A 16920-nucleotide genomic window follows, 5' to 3' on the forward strand; every position below is an offset into this window, starting at 1 on the left:
AGAATAATTATGAATTTATACGAACATACTATTATAGCAAGACAAGATACTTCTCCAGCTGAATTAAAACAATTGACTGAAAAATATTCTAAAATTGTTGAAAAAAATGATGGTGAGATAATCAAAACTGAAAATTGGGGTCTTATAAACTTATCTTATCTTATAAAAAAAAATAGAAAAGGCAGTTACATACACTTTAAGATTAAAGCAAATGGAAAAGTAATAGAACAATTGGAAAAAAATGAAGCGATAGATAAAAAACTATTAAGACATTTGACTGTAAGAGTAAAAAAATTTGATCTTGATACAAATTATTTTTCTAAAAATGAAGAAATAGATAAAACAGATAAGAAAGAAAAAACTAAAAATTAATTATGCCAAAAAAACAAAAGCAAGGTGGAAATAAAAAAAGTAAGCAGAGTAACTTTGCAAAGTTAAGTATTTTTCAACCAAATAAATATAAATTTAAAAAAAGTTGCCCTTTATCAATTAAAGGAGCTCCTAAAATAGATTACAAAAATGTAAAGCTCCTTAAAAAATATATTTCAGAAAATGGAAAGATTCTCCCTTCAAGAATTACAAATGTTTCACAAAAAAAACAAAGGGAACTTGCCTTATCTATTAAAAGAGCTAGAAATTTAGCATTAATTTAATGAAAGTAATATTATTAGAAAATTTGAAAAGAATAGGATCTATTGGAGAAGTGATAGATGTCAAGAGAGGCTTTGCTAGAAATTTTTTAATAGCAAACAAAAAAGCATTATATGCCTCCAAAGAAAATATAAAACAAGTTGAAAAGATTAAATCTGATCTGTCAAAAAAAGACGATGAAAAAAAACAAAATGCTAAGAAAATTTCTGAAAAGATAAATAAAAAAGAATACACAGTAAATAAACTTAGTACTGAAAACAAAGAATTATATGGTTCAGTAAAACCAACTGAAATTTCAAAAATAATTTACGAAACAAGTAAAATTGAGGTCAAACCTTCAATGATACAGCCAGTGAAAGAAATTAGATCTATTGGAAAATTTAAGGTAAAAGTTTCTTTGCACTCAGAAGTTGAGGCTGAAATAATGATCATTGTAAATTCTGCAGAAACTATTCAATAATTATACAAAGTCATCCACAGGTCCTTTTAAAATTTAAAAATTTAATATTTACTGTACAATGATTGTAGATGGATAATAATTTAAGTTTAGTTAAAGAAACCTATAAAGAATTACCGAATAATATTGAAGCTGAGCAATCGGTCATAGGATCGATTTTAGTAACCAATGAAATATTTGATGAAGTCAATACCATTGTTTCAAATATTAATTTCTATGATCCAATGCATCAAAAAATTTTCGATGCTATCGAAAATATGATCTACAAAGGCATGCTTGCTAATCCTATAACACTCAAAAATTATTTTGAAAATGAAAAGGATGAAATAAATGTCCCAGAATATTTAGTTAAAATAACAAAATTTTCTACCTCGGTAAGACAAGCAATCGAGTACTCAAAAATTATATATGATATGTATGTAAGAAGAGAGTTGATTAAAATTTCAGAAAAAATAATAGATGATGCTAAAGAAAATGATCTTGAATCTAATGGTCAAAATATTATTGAGAATTCAGAAAAATTACTTTACGATTTAGCTGAAAAGGGATCCTTTAATTCCTCTTTAATAAAATTTGATGACGCCATGAAACAAACTATTGAAATGGCTTCAGCAGCATACAAAAACGAAGGGGGTATAGTTGGTGTACCGACTGGTTTAAGAGATTTAGATGATAGGTTGGGTGGACTTCATCAATCTGATTTAATAATTATAGCAGGACGACCTTCGATGGGTAAGACGTCTCTTGCAACTAATATTGCTTTTAATGCAGCTCAAAAAATTCAAGAGAATGGTTCAAAATCATCAGTTGCTTTTTTTTCACTAGAAATGTCTTCAGAACAACTTTCAACAAGAATTATTTCTGAGCAAGCAAGAATAGGTTCAAATGATATAAGGAGAGGTAGAATTTCAGATGAACAATTTGATCAGTTTTTAGAAACATCAAAAAATATATCGGAGCTTCCCTTATTCATCGATGAAACACCAGCAATAAGTATTGCTGCAATGAGCAATAGAGCAAGAAGAATAAAAAGATTGCATGGATTAGATTTAATTGTTGTTGACTACATTCAATTAATGAGAGGTTCATTCAATAATAAGGATGGTAGAGTTCAAGAAATATCTCAAATTACACAAGGCTTAAAAGCCATTGCTAAGGAACTGGGTGTACCTGTTCTAGCGTTATCTCAACTATCTCGACAAGTTGAACAGAGAGATGATCATAAACCACAATTGGCAGATTTAAGAGAGTCTGGATCAATAGAGCAAGATGCAGATGTAGTTATGTTCGTGTACAGAGAAGGATACTATTTACAAAGAAAAGAGCCGAGAGAAGCAACTGTAGAACATGCAGAATGGCAAGCAAAAATGAATGAGGTTGCACATTTAGCTGAAATTATCATTGGTAAACAACGTCACGGCCCTATTGGTAAAGTAACTCTTGAGTTTGAAGAGAGATTTACAAAATTTAAAGATACTCAAAATAATTAATTTACAATATAACAGGATAAATGATTGATCATTTATACCAAAATACAATCTTAAAAAATCCAAAATCTGTTTTAATTTTTTTATTTATTGCTTTAATTAGTTTTGGATACTACTCAAAAGATTTTAGGCTTGATGCGTCTTCTGAAACACTTTTAATCGAAGGTGATCCTGATCTTAAGTACTTAAAAGAAGTAACAAATAGATATGGTTCAAAGGATTTTCTAGTTTTAACTCATACACCTAATGATGGTATGATAAGTGACAGTGCAATAAATAATCTTCTTAGCTTAAAATATAAGCTTCAAAGCTTAGATTGGGTACATAGTGTTATTACTCTCTTGGATATACCTCTTTTAGATAATTCTGATGCACCTCTCCAGGAAAGGCTGATAAATTTTAAAACTCTAAAGGATGAAGGTGTTGATAAGGAGAGAGGTTTTAGAGAAATTTTAGCAAGTCCAGTTTTCAGGAACTTTGTTATTAGTGAAGATGGAAAGACAAGCGGAATAATTGTTAATATAAAAGAAAATGAAAAATTAAATGATATTGAAAATAAATCAGATAAAGAAATTCAAATATTTAAAGATCAAATAAAAAAAAACAATCATAATAACATCCTAGAAATTAGAGAAGTGATCAAAAGTTATGATGATATAGGAAAAATTTATTTGGGTGGTATACCAATGATCGCCGATGATATGATGAGCTTTATAAAAAGTGATATCATAGTTTTTGGTTTAGGTGTGCTTGTATTTATTATTGCAACCCTATGGTTTGTTTTTAGAAATTTAATTTGGGTTGTGGTTCCAATAAGTAGTTGTTTCTTTTCTGTTATAATTATGATGGGTCTTTTAGGTCTTATCGGTTGGAAAGTTACTGTAATTTCCTCAAACTTTATTGCGCTCATGTTAATTTTAACGATGGCAATGAATATTCATATGAGCACCAGATTTATACAATTAAGGAAATTTAATCCTAATAAAGATAATTATGAAATAATTTCTTTAACTACAAAAAAAATGTTTTGGCCAATACTCTATACGGCTTTAACGACTATTATCGCTTTTTTATCATTAATATTTAGTGAAATTAAACCAGTCATAGATTTTGGTTTGATGATGACTTTTGGATTAATAACATCATTTATAATTACTTTTACCTTGCTTCCAAGTTTGTTAAGTTTTTTAAAAGATAATAAAACTCTTATAAAGGAAGATGCTGACTCCAAAATAACTTCATCATTAGGAAAAATTTCTATTAATTTCAAAAATCAAGTTTTTATAATTACTGGGATAGTAATTATTTTAAGTATAATCGGGATAAGTAAATTAGAAGTTGAGAATAGTTTTATAAATTATTTTAGTAAAAAAACAGAAATTTATAAAGGTATGAAATTAATTGATGAAAAACTGGGCGGAACAACACCCCTAGAGGTAATTTTAAAATTTCCAGAAAAAAAAGAGGACAAATTAGATGAAGATGACGAATTTGAAGATTGGGGTGATGAAGAAAAAAATGATGAGAAATATTGGTTTACAAAAGATAAAATAGAGACAATTTCTAACATACATAATTATCTTGATAGTCTTCCTGAAATAGGAAAAGTCTTGTCATTTTCATCAATAGTTGATGTTGCCACTCAATTAAACAATAATAAAACTCTAGGGACTTTGGAAATGGGTGTTTTATACACTAAAATTCCTGAAAATATTAAAACTGAGATAATTGATCCTTATATTTCAATAAAAGATAACGAAGCTCGAATAAGTTTGAGAATAATTGACTCTCAAAAAGATCTTAAAAGAAATGAGCTAATCAAAAAAATAAATCTTGACCTACAAAATGAATTTGGATTAAGCGAAGATCGATATAAATTAGCTGGTGTGATGATCTTATTTAATAATTTGTTACAAAGTTTATTTAAATCTCAAATTCTTACTTTAGGACTTGTCATGCTGGGTATTTTTGGAATGTTTGTTATTTTATTTAAAAACATCAAGTTATCTTTAATTGGAGTTGTTCCAAACTTTATTGCAGCTTTTTTTATTTTAGGAATAATAGGTATGCTAGAGATACCTTTAGATATGATGACAATCACAATTGCTGCTATTACAATAGGTATAGCTGTTGATAACAGCATACACTATATTTACAGATTTAAAGAGGAGTTTAACAAAATTAATGATTATAAAAAAACTTTGAAAACTTGTCATTCAACAGTTGGTGTTGCAATCCTGAATACCTCTATAACAATAGTCTTTGGTTTTTCTATTTTAGTTTTATCTAAATTCATACCTACAATCTATTTTGGAATTTTCACAGGATTAGCAATGTTATTTGCAATGATTTCTGTTTTAACTTTGCTTCCATCTTTAATATTAGTTTTTAAGCCTTTTGGAAAATAAGAATATATGCTTGAAATAACTCTAAAATTTTTTGGAGAAATTTTTAATTCGATTTCTTCGATCGATTTAATCTATATATTGATAACTATTCTTTCACTAATCAAATGTTACAGCAAAGGATTTGTCTTAAGTATACTTTCAATGTCAAAATGGTTATTAGCGTATATTATAACTTTGATTCTATTCCCAAGATTTAAACCATATGTCAAAGATATAATAGATAATGAATACGTGCTTGATGTAGGACTTGGGGTGACAATCTTTATTATAGTTATCTTTTTAATATTGTTGATTAATAAAGGCATAAGTAGAGCAATCAAATATACTGGTCTAGGAAGTTTAGATACTATTTTTGGATTCTTTTTTGGATTTATTCGAGCCTATATTATCTCCATATGTATATTTTCAGGAGTACATATCGTGTATAATTATGACAAATGGCCAGTAAATTTAAACAAATCATACATCTTTCCATATCTTGAAAAAGGTAGTAATTACTTATTGAAAGTTTTTCCAAATGAAAAAGCATATCAAGACTCTAAAGAAAAAATTGAAGATTTATAATCCCAAGCTAAATGAAGAGTGTGGAGTATTTGGAATTAGCAATATAAAAGATGCTTCGGCTTTAGTCGCTCTTGGATTACATTCTTTACAACATCGAGGACAAGAAGGCTGTGGAATAGTAACATTTGATGGAGAAAGATATTATTCAGAGAAAAGATTTGGTTTAGTTGGTGACAACTTTAACAAAGAAAAAGTCTTAGATAATCTTAAAGGAAATTTTGGAATTGGTCATAATCGATATAGTACTACTGGAAACAATACCTTAAGAAACATTCAGCCTTTCTTTGCAGATACCAATGCTGGTGGGATTGGGGTTGCTCACAATGGAAACCTAACAAACTCAATTTACCTAAGAAATAAACTTGTTGAAGAAGGAGCAATTTTCTACACAACTTCTGATACTGAAACAATTGTTCAACTTATTGCAAAATCAAAAAGAATAAAAACTATTGACAAAATAATTGATGCGATATTTCAAATTCAGGGTGGTTATGCTTTAGTCATGCTAACTCAAAATTTACTTGTTGGTGTGAGAGATCCTTTCGGAATAAGACCTCTGGTAATAGGTAAATTAAAAAATAGCTATGTCCTTGCATCTGAAACTTGTGCATTAGATATTATAGGTGCAAAATTTATTCGAGAAGTTGAAAACGGTGAAATAGTTTTGATAGAAAATGATAAATTAAAAAGTATTAAACCATTTCCAGAAAAAAAGATTAGACCTTGTGTTTTTGAATATATTTATTTTGCAAGGCCAGATAGCATTCTCAATGGAAAAACAGCCTATGAACATCGTAAAAATTTAGGAAAAGAATTAGCGAAAGAGAATGATATTAATGCTGATATTATTGTTCCTGTTCCAGACTCTGGTAATGCTGCAGCCCTAGGTTTTGCACAACATTTAGGTAAAAACTATGAACATGGATTAATTAGAAATCACTATGTAGGAAGAACCTTTATAGAGCCAAGTCAAAAAATAAGAAGTCTAGGAGTTAAGCTAAAACTAAATGCAAATCAAACAACAATAGAAAATAAAAAAATTATTCTTGTTGACGACTCTTTGGTTAGAGGAACCACATCTCATAAAATCGTAAAAATGCTTTATGATGCTGGTGCAAAAGAAGTTCATGTGAGAATTGCTTGTCCTGAGATTAGGCACCCAGATTTTTATGGAGTTGATACGCCAACAAAAAAAGAATTATTGGCAGCAAATAAAAATAATGACGAAATCTGTGAATACATTGGTGCTAAATCACTAAAATTTTTATCTATTCAAGGCATGTATAAAGCTATTGGATTTGATCAAAGAAATGAAAATTATCCACAATTAACAGATCATTATTTCACTGGAGATTATCCTGTAAAACCTATTGATGAGCTAGGTGATAGCAAAATAACGCAACTTTCTTTATTAAGTACTGCATCAAATAATTAATTTATGAAAAAAGTAAGTTTTACAGAAATGAAAAATGGAACCAAAGAGGATTATCTTTTTCTTGATAAACATGAAAAAGATTTTGCAAGTAAAACTGCAGATAGAATATTGAAATTTATGTCTGGACTCACTGAAACATTAGAAGGTTATCAAGTTTCAAGATTAGAGCATTCACTTCAGAGTGCTACGAGAGCTTATAAAAACGGTGAAAGTGATGAGATGGTTGTAGCTGCTTTATTACATGATATTGGTGATGAGTTAGCTCCAATGAACCACTCAGAATATGCTGCAGCAATTCTTAAACCATATGTGTCAGAAAAAACTCATTGGATTGTTGAGAAACATGGTGAGTTTCAGATGTATTATTACGCCCACCATTTAGGAGGTAACAAAAATAAAAGAGACGAATATAAAAATCATAAATATTACCAGGATACTGTAGATTTTTGTGAAAAATATGATCAAAACTCATTTGATCCAAATTATAAATCGTTGCCATTAGATTTCTTTAAACCCTTAGTAAAAAAAGTTTTTTCAAGAAAACCATATACTTCGCTGTAAAATTTTAGGCTATATTATTAAATATGACTATTTCTAAAGAACATGTAATTGAATATTTCAAATCTGGAATAAAAGAAAAAAAAGATTTCAAGATAGGAATTGAGCACGAGAAATTTTTATTTGATAGCAAAAACAATAAAAGAATTGATTACTCAAAAGTAAAAGAGATGTTTTCAGGTTTAAATGAGTTTGGTTGGAATCCAATTAAAGAAGGTGAAAATATTATTGGTTTAAACAAAGAGGGCAAAAACATTACTCTTGAACCAGGAAACCAAATTGAATTATCTGGTGAGAAACTTAATAATATTCACGAAGCATGCGCAGAGTCTTATGATTATTTATTTGAACTTAAACAAGTCACAAAAAAACTTGATATAAAAATTGTGAGTACTGGTTTTGATCCCATTTCAAAGCTTGATGAAATTCCGAATAATCCTAAACAAAGATATAAACTAATGACAAATGATATGCCACTAGGTGGAGAATTAAGTCTAGATATGATGTACAGAACTTGTGGAACTCAATTAAATATTGATTATTCTTCAGAGGAAGATTTTTTCAAAAAATTTAAAGTAGTAAATTCAATAGTTCCAATCTCAATTGCTTTATTCGCTAACTCTTCAATAGTTGAAAAAAAAAAGAGTGATTACTTGTCTTATAGATCCAAAGTATGGCAAAATACTTCTCGGGGAGGTCTTCCAAAATTATTTTTTGAAAATTTAAATTTTGAAAAATATGCTGATTTTATTATAAATTTTCCAATTTTATTTATACTAGATAAACATAAATATATTTCAGGTAATAAATATACTTTTAGAGATTTCATGAATGGAAAGATAGATGAAATAAAAAATCGTCTTCCAACTGAGAGTGATTTATCTTTACACTTAAGCACCATATTTACAGAAAATAGGTTAAAAAAATATATTGAATTAAGATCTATGGATACTTGTGGATGGGATTGTCTTTGTGCTGGTCCTGCATTCTTTATAGGGATGCTCTATGGAAATTTGGATGAAGTTTACAGTTTAATCTCATCATGGGATAAGGATAAGATAATTAATGCTTATCTAGATGCTCCTCAAAAAGGTTTTAACACTCAATTGATGGGTAAAGATCTTTTTTATTGGGCCTCAACTTTACTAGAGATTTCAAGAAAAGGATTGAATAATAGAGATATGCTAAATAAAAGTGGAAAAAATGAAACTTTGTTTTTAAATCATTTGCAAAAAGTTATTGATAATAGAACAACAAATGCAGATCATATGATTAATAAATTTTCTAAAAATGAAGATTTAAAAGATTTATATGACAAATAAAATTGTTGCCATACAAGGTAACCACCCCTCTAAACTTAATCCAAAAACAGATACAAGTGTTTTTTTGGCTAATGAAATCCAAAAAAAGAAGTATAGGGTTTTTTATTATGATCCTAAAGATTTATCAATAATAGATACAAAAGTCATAGCTAAAGGTTTTTTTATTAAGTTTAATTATAAAGATAAAAAATTTTATAAAATTCAAAAAAAACAAAATTTAAATCTTATAAAATGTAAATACATTTTAATAAGACAAGACCCACCTTTCAATTTAGAGTATATTTCAACAACTTACATACTTGAGACAATCAAAAGTAAAGTAAAAATAATTAACAACCCTACTTCAATAAGAAATATTTCTGAAAAACTTTATTCTGTTAAATATCAAAAGTTTATGCCAAATACAATTTTTACTCAGAACATTAAGGAAATTAAAAACTTTTTTAAAAAAAATAAATATGTAATTATAAAACCTATTCACAGTTTTGGTGGGAATGATATTCATTTACTCAAAAAATTTAATTTAAAGTTTATTCAAAAACTTATCAAAAAACATGACCATATAATGTGTCAAAAATATTTACCTAAAATAAGTGTCGGAGATAAAAGAGTTTTTTTGATTAATGGGAAAATATGTGGTGCAATTTCTAGAGTACCTAAAAAAGGGTCATTTCTAAGTAACATGAGCAAAGGTGCGATACCAAAAAACATTAAGTTAACAAAATTAGAAAAAAGAATTTCAAAAATAATTGCGAAAGATTTAAAAAAAGAACAAATTTTTTTTGCAGGGATTGATTTTATTGACCAAAAGCTGAATGGGGATATTAATGTCACCTCCCCAACTGGACTAAAAACTTTATTTGATATTTCTAAAATTAATCTCGCCAAAACTTTTTGGAAAGATTTAAAAGCGTGAAAAATTTAACAGACCAACAAAAGGGATCATTACTTGCTTTTGTGGCTGTAATGTTTATTACACCTGACTCTTTGTTTATCAGACTTTCTAGCATTGATACTTGGGGGCTTGTTTTTTATAGAGGAATAATTCCATTCTTAACTGTTTTCTTTGGGATGCTATTAATCTACAAACTTAACTTTTTTAAAATACTTTTTACTAGTGGTTATCACGGTATTATATATATAGCTACTTTCAGTGTTACTAATATTACTTTTGTAGTTTCTATTCAAAATACTAATGTAGCAAACACACTGGTAATGATCGCGACTGCACCTATGTTATCAGCTATATTGGGGGCAGTATTTTTAAAAGAACCTCCTGATAGAAAGACTTGGATTTCGATAATTGTTACTTTTGCTGCAATTGTCTATATTTTCTTTGACTCTCTTAAGCTTGGTAATTTTTATGGTGATATATTGGGGTTTATCACTGCTATTGGTCTTGCTGTAGGTGCTGTCACTATCAGATCCGCAAAGTCAAAAAATTTAGTTCCAGCTGCAGTTGTAGGTAAATTATTTGTTGCTACTTTTGCCCTGTTTTTCATTGAAAGCTTTGCCCTAGTAGAAAAAGACTTAATTATTGTTCCTTTAATGTGTATTCTTTGTGTAGCAATACCATTCGTTTTAGTAACTATTGCTCCAAGATTTATACCAGCTGCTGAGGTAAATCTTTTCTTCTTGTTAGAGACAATCATTGGCCCAATATGGGTTTGGTTTGTTATTAAAGAACAGCCTAGTATTGAAACACTTCAAGGTGGAGCTATCATAATTACAACAATCGCAATTCACTCTTTTTTGAAATTAAAAAAATCTTAATTACCGTCACAATTAAGTCTTGATTTAATAATAGATGGCAGATAATTAGCGCGATTTTTATGAATAAAGTTTTAAAGAATTCTTGGGCATTGTTTTTAGGAATGGGCTTCATAATGATGGCTTATGGTTTCCAAGGATCATTACTTGGGGTAAGAGCAGTTCAGGAGGAATTTAGTTTAACGGCAACTGGGTTTATGATGTCTGGTTATTTCATTGGATATTTCATAGGTGCAGCTACTATTCCAAACATAATTTCAAGAGTTGGTCATATCAGAGTTTTTGCAGCTTTTGCATCGTTAGCATCACTAATTATTTTAGTCCACTCAATTTTGATACATCCATTTATATGGTTCTTATTAAGAGTTCTAACTGGAATAAGTATGGTTTGCATTTACACAGTTGCTGAAAGTTGGCTTAATGATAGGTCAAGCAATAAAAATAGAGGAAGTGTCTTATCAATTTATATGGTGATACTTTATGGATCTATGGGAATTGGAATGTTTTTATTAAATTTCAGTGCTCCAAAAAATTTTCAACCTTTTATATTAGTTTCTGTAATTACTTCAGCTGCATTAATACCTATTTTGCTTACTAAAAAAAAACCACCTACTTTTAAAAAAATAAATGCTATGTCACTTAATGAACTTTATAAATCTTCTCCATTTGGAATGGTAAGTTCTTTTTTCTATGGAACAATTCAGTCTGCCCTTTTCACCTTGCTAGCAGTTTATGCAACATCAATGAATTTCACTATTTTAGAAGTTTCAATTGTAACTTTTTTACTAGCTGTTTCTGGTGCAGTTGCTCAATTTCCTGTTGGAAAAATTTCCGATGTTTATGATAGAAGGAAAGTAATAATTGCATCAACTTTTGGAGCTGCAATTTTTGCGATCATCGCAATATTTGTTTCTGGACAGATGTATTTGCCCGACGGATTAGCAACAAGTAAAACATGGTTTTATATATTTTTTATTTTGTTTTCTTTTTGTAGTTTACCTATGTTTTCACTAATCCTTGCTCACACAAATGACTATATTACAAAGGATAAATTTGTTGCAGCGGGTGCAGGACTTCAATTCACATTTGGTCTAGGTGCTATGAGTGGTCCTTTTTTATGTTCAATATTTATGGATCTTGTTGGATCAAATGGTTTTTTTGTTTTTTTATTTTTCTTTCATACTTTAATAGGTGCTTTTGGAATTTATAGAATGAGAGTTAGAGAAACAGTAGAAAATCCAGACTCACAATTTGTTGCAATGCCTCAAACAATTACACCAGCAGGAATTGAACTTAATCCTACAACAGAACCTATCGAGGAACCAATTAAAGAGGAAAATAGAGAGATTAACTAAGTTTCTCTATATGCTCTGACATTTTAGATAAAACTTGTTTTTTATTTAATTTGTCTGTTCTTATTAAAATTGCGTCTTTTACTCTAATAAGTGGACTATTTTTTCTTTTTTTGTCCATAGAAGTTCTTTTAATTAGCGATTTTCTAACATTTTTTAGGGAAACCTTCTTTTTAATATCTAACCATCTTCTATAACTTGCAACTTTAGCATTACACTTAAAGTAAAAAGCTAAATCATATTTTGGATTTTTAGCTAATATTTTACTAGCTATATCCCTACCCTCTACACAAATCTTTTTATTTTTTTTAATTAATGTCTTTTGAAAAGCATTTATTATTTTTCGAATATTCTTATTTTTTGCTAAAATAGCAACATGGTTACTTATTTCCTCAGAATGTAGATTTAATTTTACTATTTTTTTATAGGAAATTTTTTTAAATTTTTTTTTTAGAAAATTAATAGTGTTTTTTGGTTTATATTTGATAATTTCTTTGCTTGCATATCTATACAATAACCCTGAATTTATAAGTAACAATTTGTATCTTTTGGAAATGAGTTTTGCTGCTGTACTTTTTCCGCTCGCAGACTCTCCGTCACAAGCAATTATTAATTTTTTAAATTTTTTCACTTAACTTTAATAATATTTAGATTTGTTTTATGCAAAAAAATTATAAATTTTGTTAAATTTAACTTATATTAATCACTTATAGGTTGAAACTCAAAATAAGCACAAATTAGCTCATTCTAAGACAGAATTATTGAAACTAAGTCAAATATTTGTTTCTATGCAAATTATAAAAAATGCCTAGAAAAAAAACTAAACAAAAAAAATTAAAAAAAGCTAATGGGATAGTAAAAATTACTAACTTAGCGCCAAAATCTTTTTTAAGTAACGCCTTTTCTAATTATAAAAAAAATAAAGAGCTTAATAAAATTAAGGCTATCAAATTAGAAAAATTGCAGGAAAAAAATCAAATTCTTAAAGAAAGAAAAGATCTTAAAGCTTGGGAAGAGAGACTTATTAAGGAAAGCAATAGATTAAAATTAAGCGAAGATGAGCTTAGATCAAAAGAAAAAGAAATTAAAATTAAAGAAGAATCTCAAAAATTAGAAGCGTCGAGATTAGTTAAAAAGGATGAAGAATTAATATTAATAAGTAAAGAATTAAGAGCTAAAGAAAAAGAGTTAAAACTTAGAGATGAAGCTCAAAATAGAAGAGATATAGATTTGAAAGTTAGGGAAGAAGAACAAAAAAATCTTGAACTGAGGGAAAAAAGAAGAAAAGAAAGAACTTTAAAAATGATTAAAGAAGAAGAGGAGAAACAGAAACAACTTGAGTATATCAAAATTAAAGAATGGGAAGAAAAATTTGATAGAGAACAAAAAGCAAAAGAACATCGAGAGAATTTAAGAGAGGAAAGATTAAGACAAATGGAATTAGAGAAGCTTAAATCTTTTGAAAAAAAAGAAACTAATGTTGATAAAAACTTTTCCTCAGGATTAGAAAAATTTAAAGTTGATGTAACTAAAGAAAATTAATTTTTTTGATTGGGAAAATAATCTTTTAATCCACCCTCCCTATAAACATCAGCTGTACAACAATGAATACCACCACCAAAAGCATAAGCATCTCTTAATTCGACAGGAACAACTTCCATTCCTAATTTATCTAATTGTTCAGCTTGGTAAACTTCACTTTTTTCAACACAAACTGTTTTTGGATCAAGAACTAATACATTCATAGATAGCCACACAGATGAGTAACAAAGTGGTGGAGGTTCATTATGTGCAGGTTGAGCACTGTCGATTATTTTCCATCCATTGTCCTCAAACAATTTTCTTTGTTCTTTTGGAAGTCTTCTTTGGGGATTATTTATAATAAGACCCTCTTTGATAGGCGTAAAGGTTGCATCTATATGAATTGGATATGGATCACCTGGAAAATTAACAGCATGAACTCTATGATCTTTATAATGTCTTTTTAACCAATCAATTCCTTTAAGATTAGTAGTAAACCCATGTTGAACCACCAAATCTTTACCAAATCTTAAAACATCAGCTGCATCAAATAATGGTTCTTCTTCGGTCGTTACAAAATATTTTTTTTCAGTCCATTCTAATCTTTTTTGAACACCAATTTTATCTGATAAATAATCTTTTCTATAATCAGCATCTGTTAATCTTGGTTTTGGTGCTGACTCATGTCTCATATTTGGATCTTCGTTATAATAATGTTTAAGTAATGGTCGATAACAAAGATATTCAAACCATCTGCATCTATAACTCATAGTGGCCTCTAAAATCTCATTTCCTACAGTTAACAAAACATCTCTGGGTGGCATGCAGCCAAACATGGTTTCGGTTTGCCAATCAGGCGTTGAAGTTGGTTGATTAAAATTTAGTGGAGTCGGTCTATCAACTTTGACTCCACGCTTTTCTAACAATGATGAAAAGTTATCTAAAAGTTCATTAGCTTTATCAATGGTATCTTTGGTTCTTGGTCCAAATTGACCTCTCATATCACTATCCTCTGGTACTTTAGCATCTAAAGCTGGTTCAGGAGCTGGTATACATGTTCCATCAGCACGACCTACGATAACATGCTTTAATGGGTCCCATTCATTCCAGCTATTAACAATTATTTTATCTGTCATTTAATTCTTTATAACGTTGTGTTCTGGACCAAATGGAAATTTAGTTATATTTTCTGCACCATCATTTTTAATTACTAAAATGTCATGCTCTCTATATCCACCAGCACCAGGTTTTCCCTCTGGTATCATAATCATCGGCTCCATTGATATCACCATGTTTTTTTCTAGTACAGTATCAATATCCTCTCTTAACTCTAATCCAGCTTCTCTTCCGTAGAAATGAGATAACATTCCAAATGAATGACCATACCCAAAAGTTCTATATTGAAGATATCCAAGTGAAGCAAACAAATCATTCAACTCTTCACAAATTTGGGAACATTTAATACCAGGTTTTATCAATTCTAAACCTCTTTTGTGAACTTTAACGTTTGCTTCCCATGCTTTAAGAGAGGCATCGTCCACTTCATTAACAAATAAAGTCCTTTCAAGAGCTGTGTAATATCCTGATATCATTGGAAAAGTATTCAAAGACAAAATATCTCCATTTTTCAAAGCTCTATTCGTTTTGGGATTGTGTGCTCCATCTGTATTAATTCCAGACTGAAACCATACCCAAGTGTCCATATATTCTGCTCCTGGGTATGATTTTGCAATTTCTCTTTCCATACAATCACGTCCTGCTATTGCAATTTCTAATTCTGTTTGACCAGGTTTAATTAATTTAACAATTTCTTCCGCTCCTAAATCAGCAATTCTCGCTCCATTTTTTATAATTTCTATCTCTTCATCAGATTTAATCATTCTACTTTTCATCAGTTTTTTTGAAATATCTTTAAAAGTTGCATTCTCAAAAATTGAATTTAATTTATCTTTAATTTCTAAAGTTATATGATCATTTTCTATCCCAATTGATTTTGGTTTGTCTTTTTTATCAATTATTGAGTTTATTGCTTTAAAGAAGTTATCTCTTTTCCAATCAGTATAGATGATGTTATCACAATGTGACCTTCTCCATGGTTGGCTTGCATCAATATTTGCAGATATAGTAATAATTTTATTTTGTGTAACAACACATCCATAAGGTCTTCCAAATGAGCAATAAATAAAACCAGTATAATATGCAATATTATGCATTGAGGTTAGAATAGTTATCTCAATGTCATTTTCAGACATTGCTTTTCTAAGTTTATCAACTCTATCTTGGTATTCTTTAGGTGAAAAAGGTAATTTTACTTTTTCTCCATTTCTTAAAGTAAAAAAATCAGATCGTTCCATATCTTAATAAATCAATTAAGAGCAATATGTCTTTTGTTCCAATGCATTACCAAACTGTAATAGATCAAGGAAATAAATAGAAAAAAACCACCTACTATTGTGTAAGTATCTGGTACTTCATTAATCCCAAGGATTGGAAGCCATACCCAAAAAATTCCACCAATAACCTCAGTTAATGATAATAATGTTAATTCTGCAGCAGGAATAGCTTTTGAGCCAATAGAGTATAAAATTAACCCTAGGCAAACTAGTGTTCCATGAAGAGAAAACAATGCTCCGTTATAGCTTGTTGAAAAGAACACTTGTTTAGTGCTTAAAAGCATTATAGTTGCAAAAACAAAACAAAAAAAACCTGAAAAAGCTACAGTTGTAAATTTTGGAGTCTCCGTTCTCCATCTTAAAGTTACAGAAAAAACAGAAAATCCAATTGATGAAAGCATTCCAAAAACAAAACCAACAGCAGAATTTGATCCAGAGCTTCCAAAGGCCATTATTATAATTCCAACAGTTGCAATAAAAATAGAAATCCAAACATTTAATGAAATTTTTTCCTTAAGGAATAAAAAAGCAAGAAGCGCAGTAAAAAAGGGCATTGCTGCCAAACAAAGCAAAGTAATTGCAGCTGAGGTATTAGTAATTGAGTAAATAAAACTTATCATAGCAATTCCTAGTCCTGTTCCACCAATAATACCTGAGTATCCCATCTTTAAATAATTTTTATAAAATTTAATTCCTTCTTCAAAATAGAGATAAAGATTTAAAAGAATAAAAATTGTCAACCCTCTTCCAAATATATACTGCCATGGAACTTGATTTGGATTATCCATATACCTCACAACCAGAGGACCAAATGACCATAAAATTCCTGCAAACAAAACCACTGGGACTGCAATTTTTGGATTTTTTAATTCAAGCATTTTGGAAGATTAGTTCTAAAAATTTACAACTACAACAAAAATGAGATGACTTAAACACTAAATTTTATTTTTCCATTTAAAGTTGTGCTTAGACTATTTCTATTCTTGATTGGTTTTTATTTGT

The 16920-nt window shown here is 29.0% G+C and carries 17 protein-coding genes; 13 read left to right on the top strand and 4 right to left on the bottom strand.

Annotation, left to right across the window (positions count from 1 at the left end; all coding sequences use genetic code 11):
* Nucleotides 1–9: 9 nt before the first annotated feature.
* The 12 genes from rpsF (at nt 10) to B5L73_RS05030 (ending at nt 12007) form a co-directional block, all read left to right on the top strand.
* A complete protein-coding gene (rpsF, locus tag B5L73_RS04975) occupies nt 10–372 on the top strand; it encodes a 30S ribosomal protein S6 (RefSeq protein WP_085148721.1) in 363 nt (120 codons plus the stop codon).
* Between the two features lie 2 nt (nt 373–374).
* Nucleotides 375–653 carry a 30S ribosomal protein S18 gene (gene rpsR / locus B5L73_RS04980; protein WP_085148724.1) on the top strand — a complete coding sequence of 93 codons (279 nt, stop codon included), beginning with the start codon at nt 375–377 and terminating at the stop codon, nt 651–653.
* Nucleotides 653–1111: a 50S ribosomal protein L9 gene (rplI, locus tag B5L73_RS04985; protein WP_085148727.1), complete on the top strand. Its 459-nt coding sequence runs from the start codon at nt 653–655 to the stop codon at nt 1109–1111. The genes rpsR and rplI overlap by 1 nt, the downstream gene beginning before the upstream one ends.
* Nucleotides 1112–1179: 68 nt before the next feature.
* A complete protein-coding gene (locus B5L73_RS04990; RefSeq protein ID WP_085148729.1) occupies nt 1180–2598 on the top strand; it encodes a replicative DNA helicase in 1419 nt (472 codons plus the stop codon).
* A 20-nt stretch (nt 2599–2618) separates the two neighbouring features.
* Complete coding sequence (locus B5L73_RS04995; RefSeq protein ID WP_085148732.1) at nt 2619–5003, top strand: efflux RND transporter permease subunit; 2385 nt, start codon at nt 2619–2621, stop codon at nt 5001–5003.
* A gap of 6 nt (nt 5004–5009) precedes the next feature.
* A complete protein-coding gene (locus tag B5L73_RS05000; protein ID WP_085148735.1) occupies nt 5010–5567 on the top strand; it encodes a CvpA family protein in 558 nt (185 codons plus the stop codon).
* Entirely contained in the window at nt 5521–7002 is a 1482-nt protein-coding gene (purF, locus tag B5L73_RS05005) for an amidophosphoribosyltransferase (RefSeq protein ID WP_085148738.1), read from the top strand. The genes B5L73_RS05000 and purF overlap by 47 nt, the downstream gene beginning before the upstream one ends.
* A 3-nt stretch (nt 7003–7005) precedes the next feature.
* Complete coding sequence (locus B5L73_RS05010) at nt 7006–7563, top strand: HD domain-containing protein (protein WP_085148740.1); 558 nt, start codon at nt 7006–7008, stop codon at nt 7561–7563.
* A 23-nt stretch (nt 7564–7586) separates the two neighbouring features.
* Nucleotides 7587–8882 carry a glutamate--cysteine ligase gene (locus B5L73_RS05015; protein ID WP_085148743.1) on the top strand — a complete coding sequence of 432 codons (1296 nt, stop codon included), beginning with the start codon at nt 7587–7589 and terminating at the stop codon, nt 8880–8882.
* Entirely contained in the window at nt 8872–9798 is a 927-nt protein-coding gene (gene gshB, locus B5L73_RS05020) for a glutathione synthase (RefSeq protein ID WP_085148745.1), read from the top strand. Before B5L73_RS05015 ends, gshB begins: the two co-directional genes overlap by 11 nt.
* Entirely contained in the window at nt 9795–10655 is an 861-nt protein-coding gene (locus B5L73_RS05025; protein ID WP_085148748.1) for a DMT family transporter, read from the top strand. The genes gshB and B5L73_RS05025 overlap by 4 nt, the downstream gene beginning before the upstream one ends.
* A 59-nt stretch (nt 10656–10714) precedes the next feature.
* Entirely contained in the window at nt 10715–12007 is a 1293-nt protein-coding gene (locus B5L73_RS05030; protein WP_085148751.1) for an MFS transporter, read from the top strand.
* Here the strand turns inward: B5L73_RS05030 and B5L73_RS05035 are convergent.
* Nucleotides 12000–12635 (bottom strand): (d)CMP kinase, encoded by a 636-nt coding sequence (locus tag B5L73_RS05035; RefSeq protein ID WP_085148754.1) that lies wholly within the window; start codon nt 12633–12635, stop codon nt 12000–12002. The two genes, B5L73_RS05030 and B5L73_RS05035, sit on opposite strands and share 8 nt — an antisense overlap.
* A gap of 173 nt (nt 12636–12808) precedes the next feature.
* On the opposite strand from B5L73_RS05035, the gene B5L73_RS05040 reads away from it, so the two are divergent.
* Entirely contained in the window at nt 12809–13546 is a 738-nt protein-coding gene (locus tag B5L73_RS05040) for a hypothetical protein (RefSeq protein ID WP_085148758.1), read from the top strand.
* On the opposite strand, the gene B5L73_RS05045 is transcribed toward B5L73_RS05040, so the two are convergent.
* The 3 genes from B5L73_RS05045 to B5L73_RS05055 are packed head-to-tail and all read right to left on the bottom strand — an operon-like array spanning nt 13543 to nt 16796.
* Complete coding sequence (locus B5L73_RS05045) at nt 13543–14661, bottom strand: serine/threonine protein kinase (protein ID WP_085148761.1); 1119 nt, start codon at nt 14659–14661, stop codon at nt 13543–13545. The two genes, B5L73_RS05040 and B5L73_RS05045, sit on opposite strands and share 4 nt — an antisense overlap.
* A complete protein-coding gene (locus B5L73_RS05050) occupies nt 14662–15879 on the bottom strand; it encodes an aminopeptidase P family protein (protein WP_085148764.1) in 1218 nt (405 codons plus the stop codon).
* A gap of 11 nt (nt 15880–15890) precedes the next feature.
* A complete protein-coding gene (locus B5L73_RS05055) occupies nt 15891–16796 on the bottom strand; it encodes a DMT family transporter (protein WP_085148767.1) in 906 nt (301 codons plus the stop codon).
* Between the last annotated feature and the right edge of the window lie 124 nt (nt 16797–16920).

This window comes from Candidatus Pelagibacter sp. RS39 (assembly GCF_002101315.1).
Lineage (GTDB): Bacteria > Pseudomonadota > Alphaproteobacteria > Pelagibacterales > Pelagibacteraceae > Pelagibacter.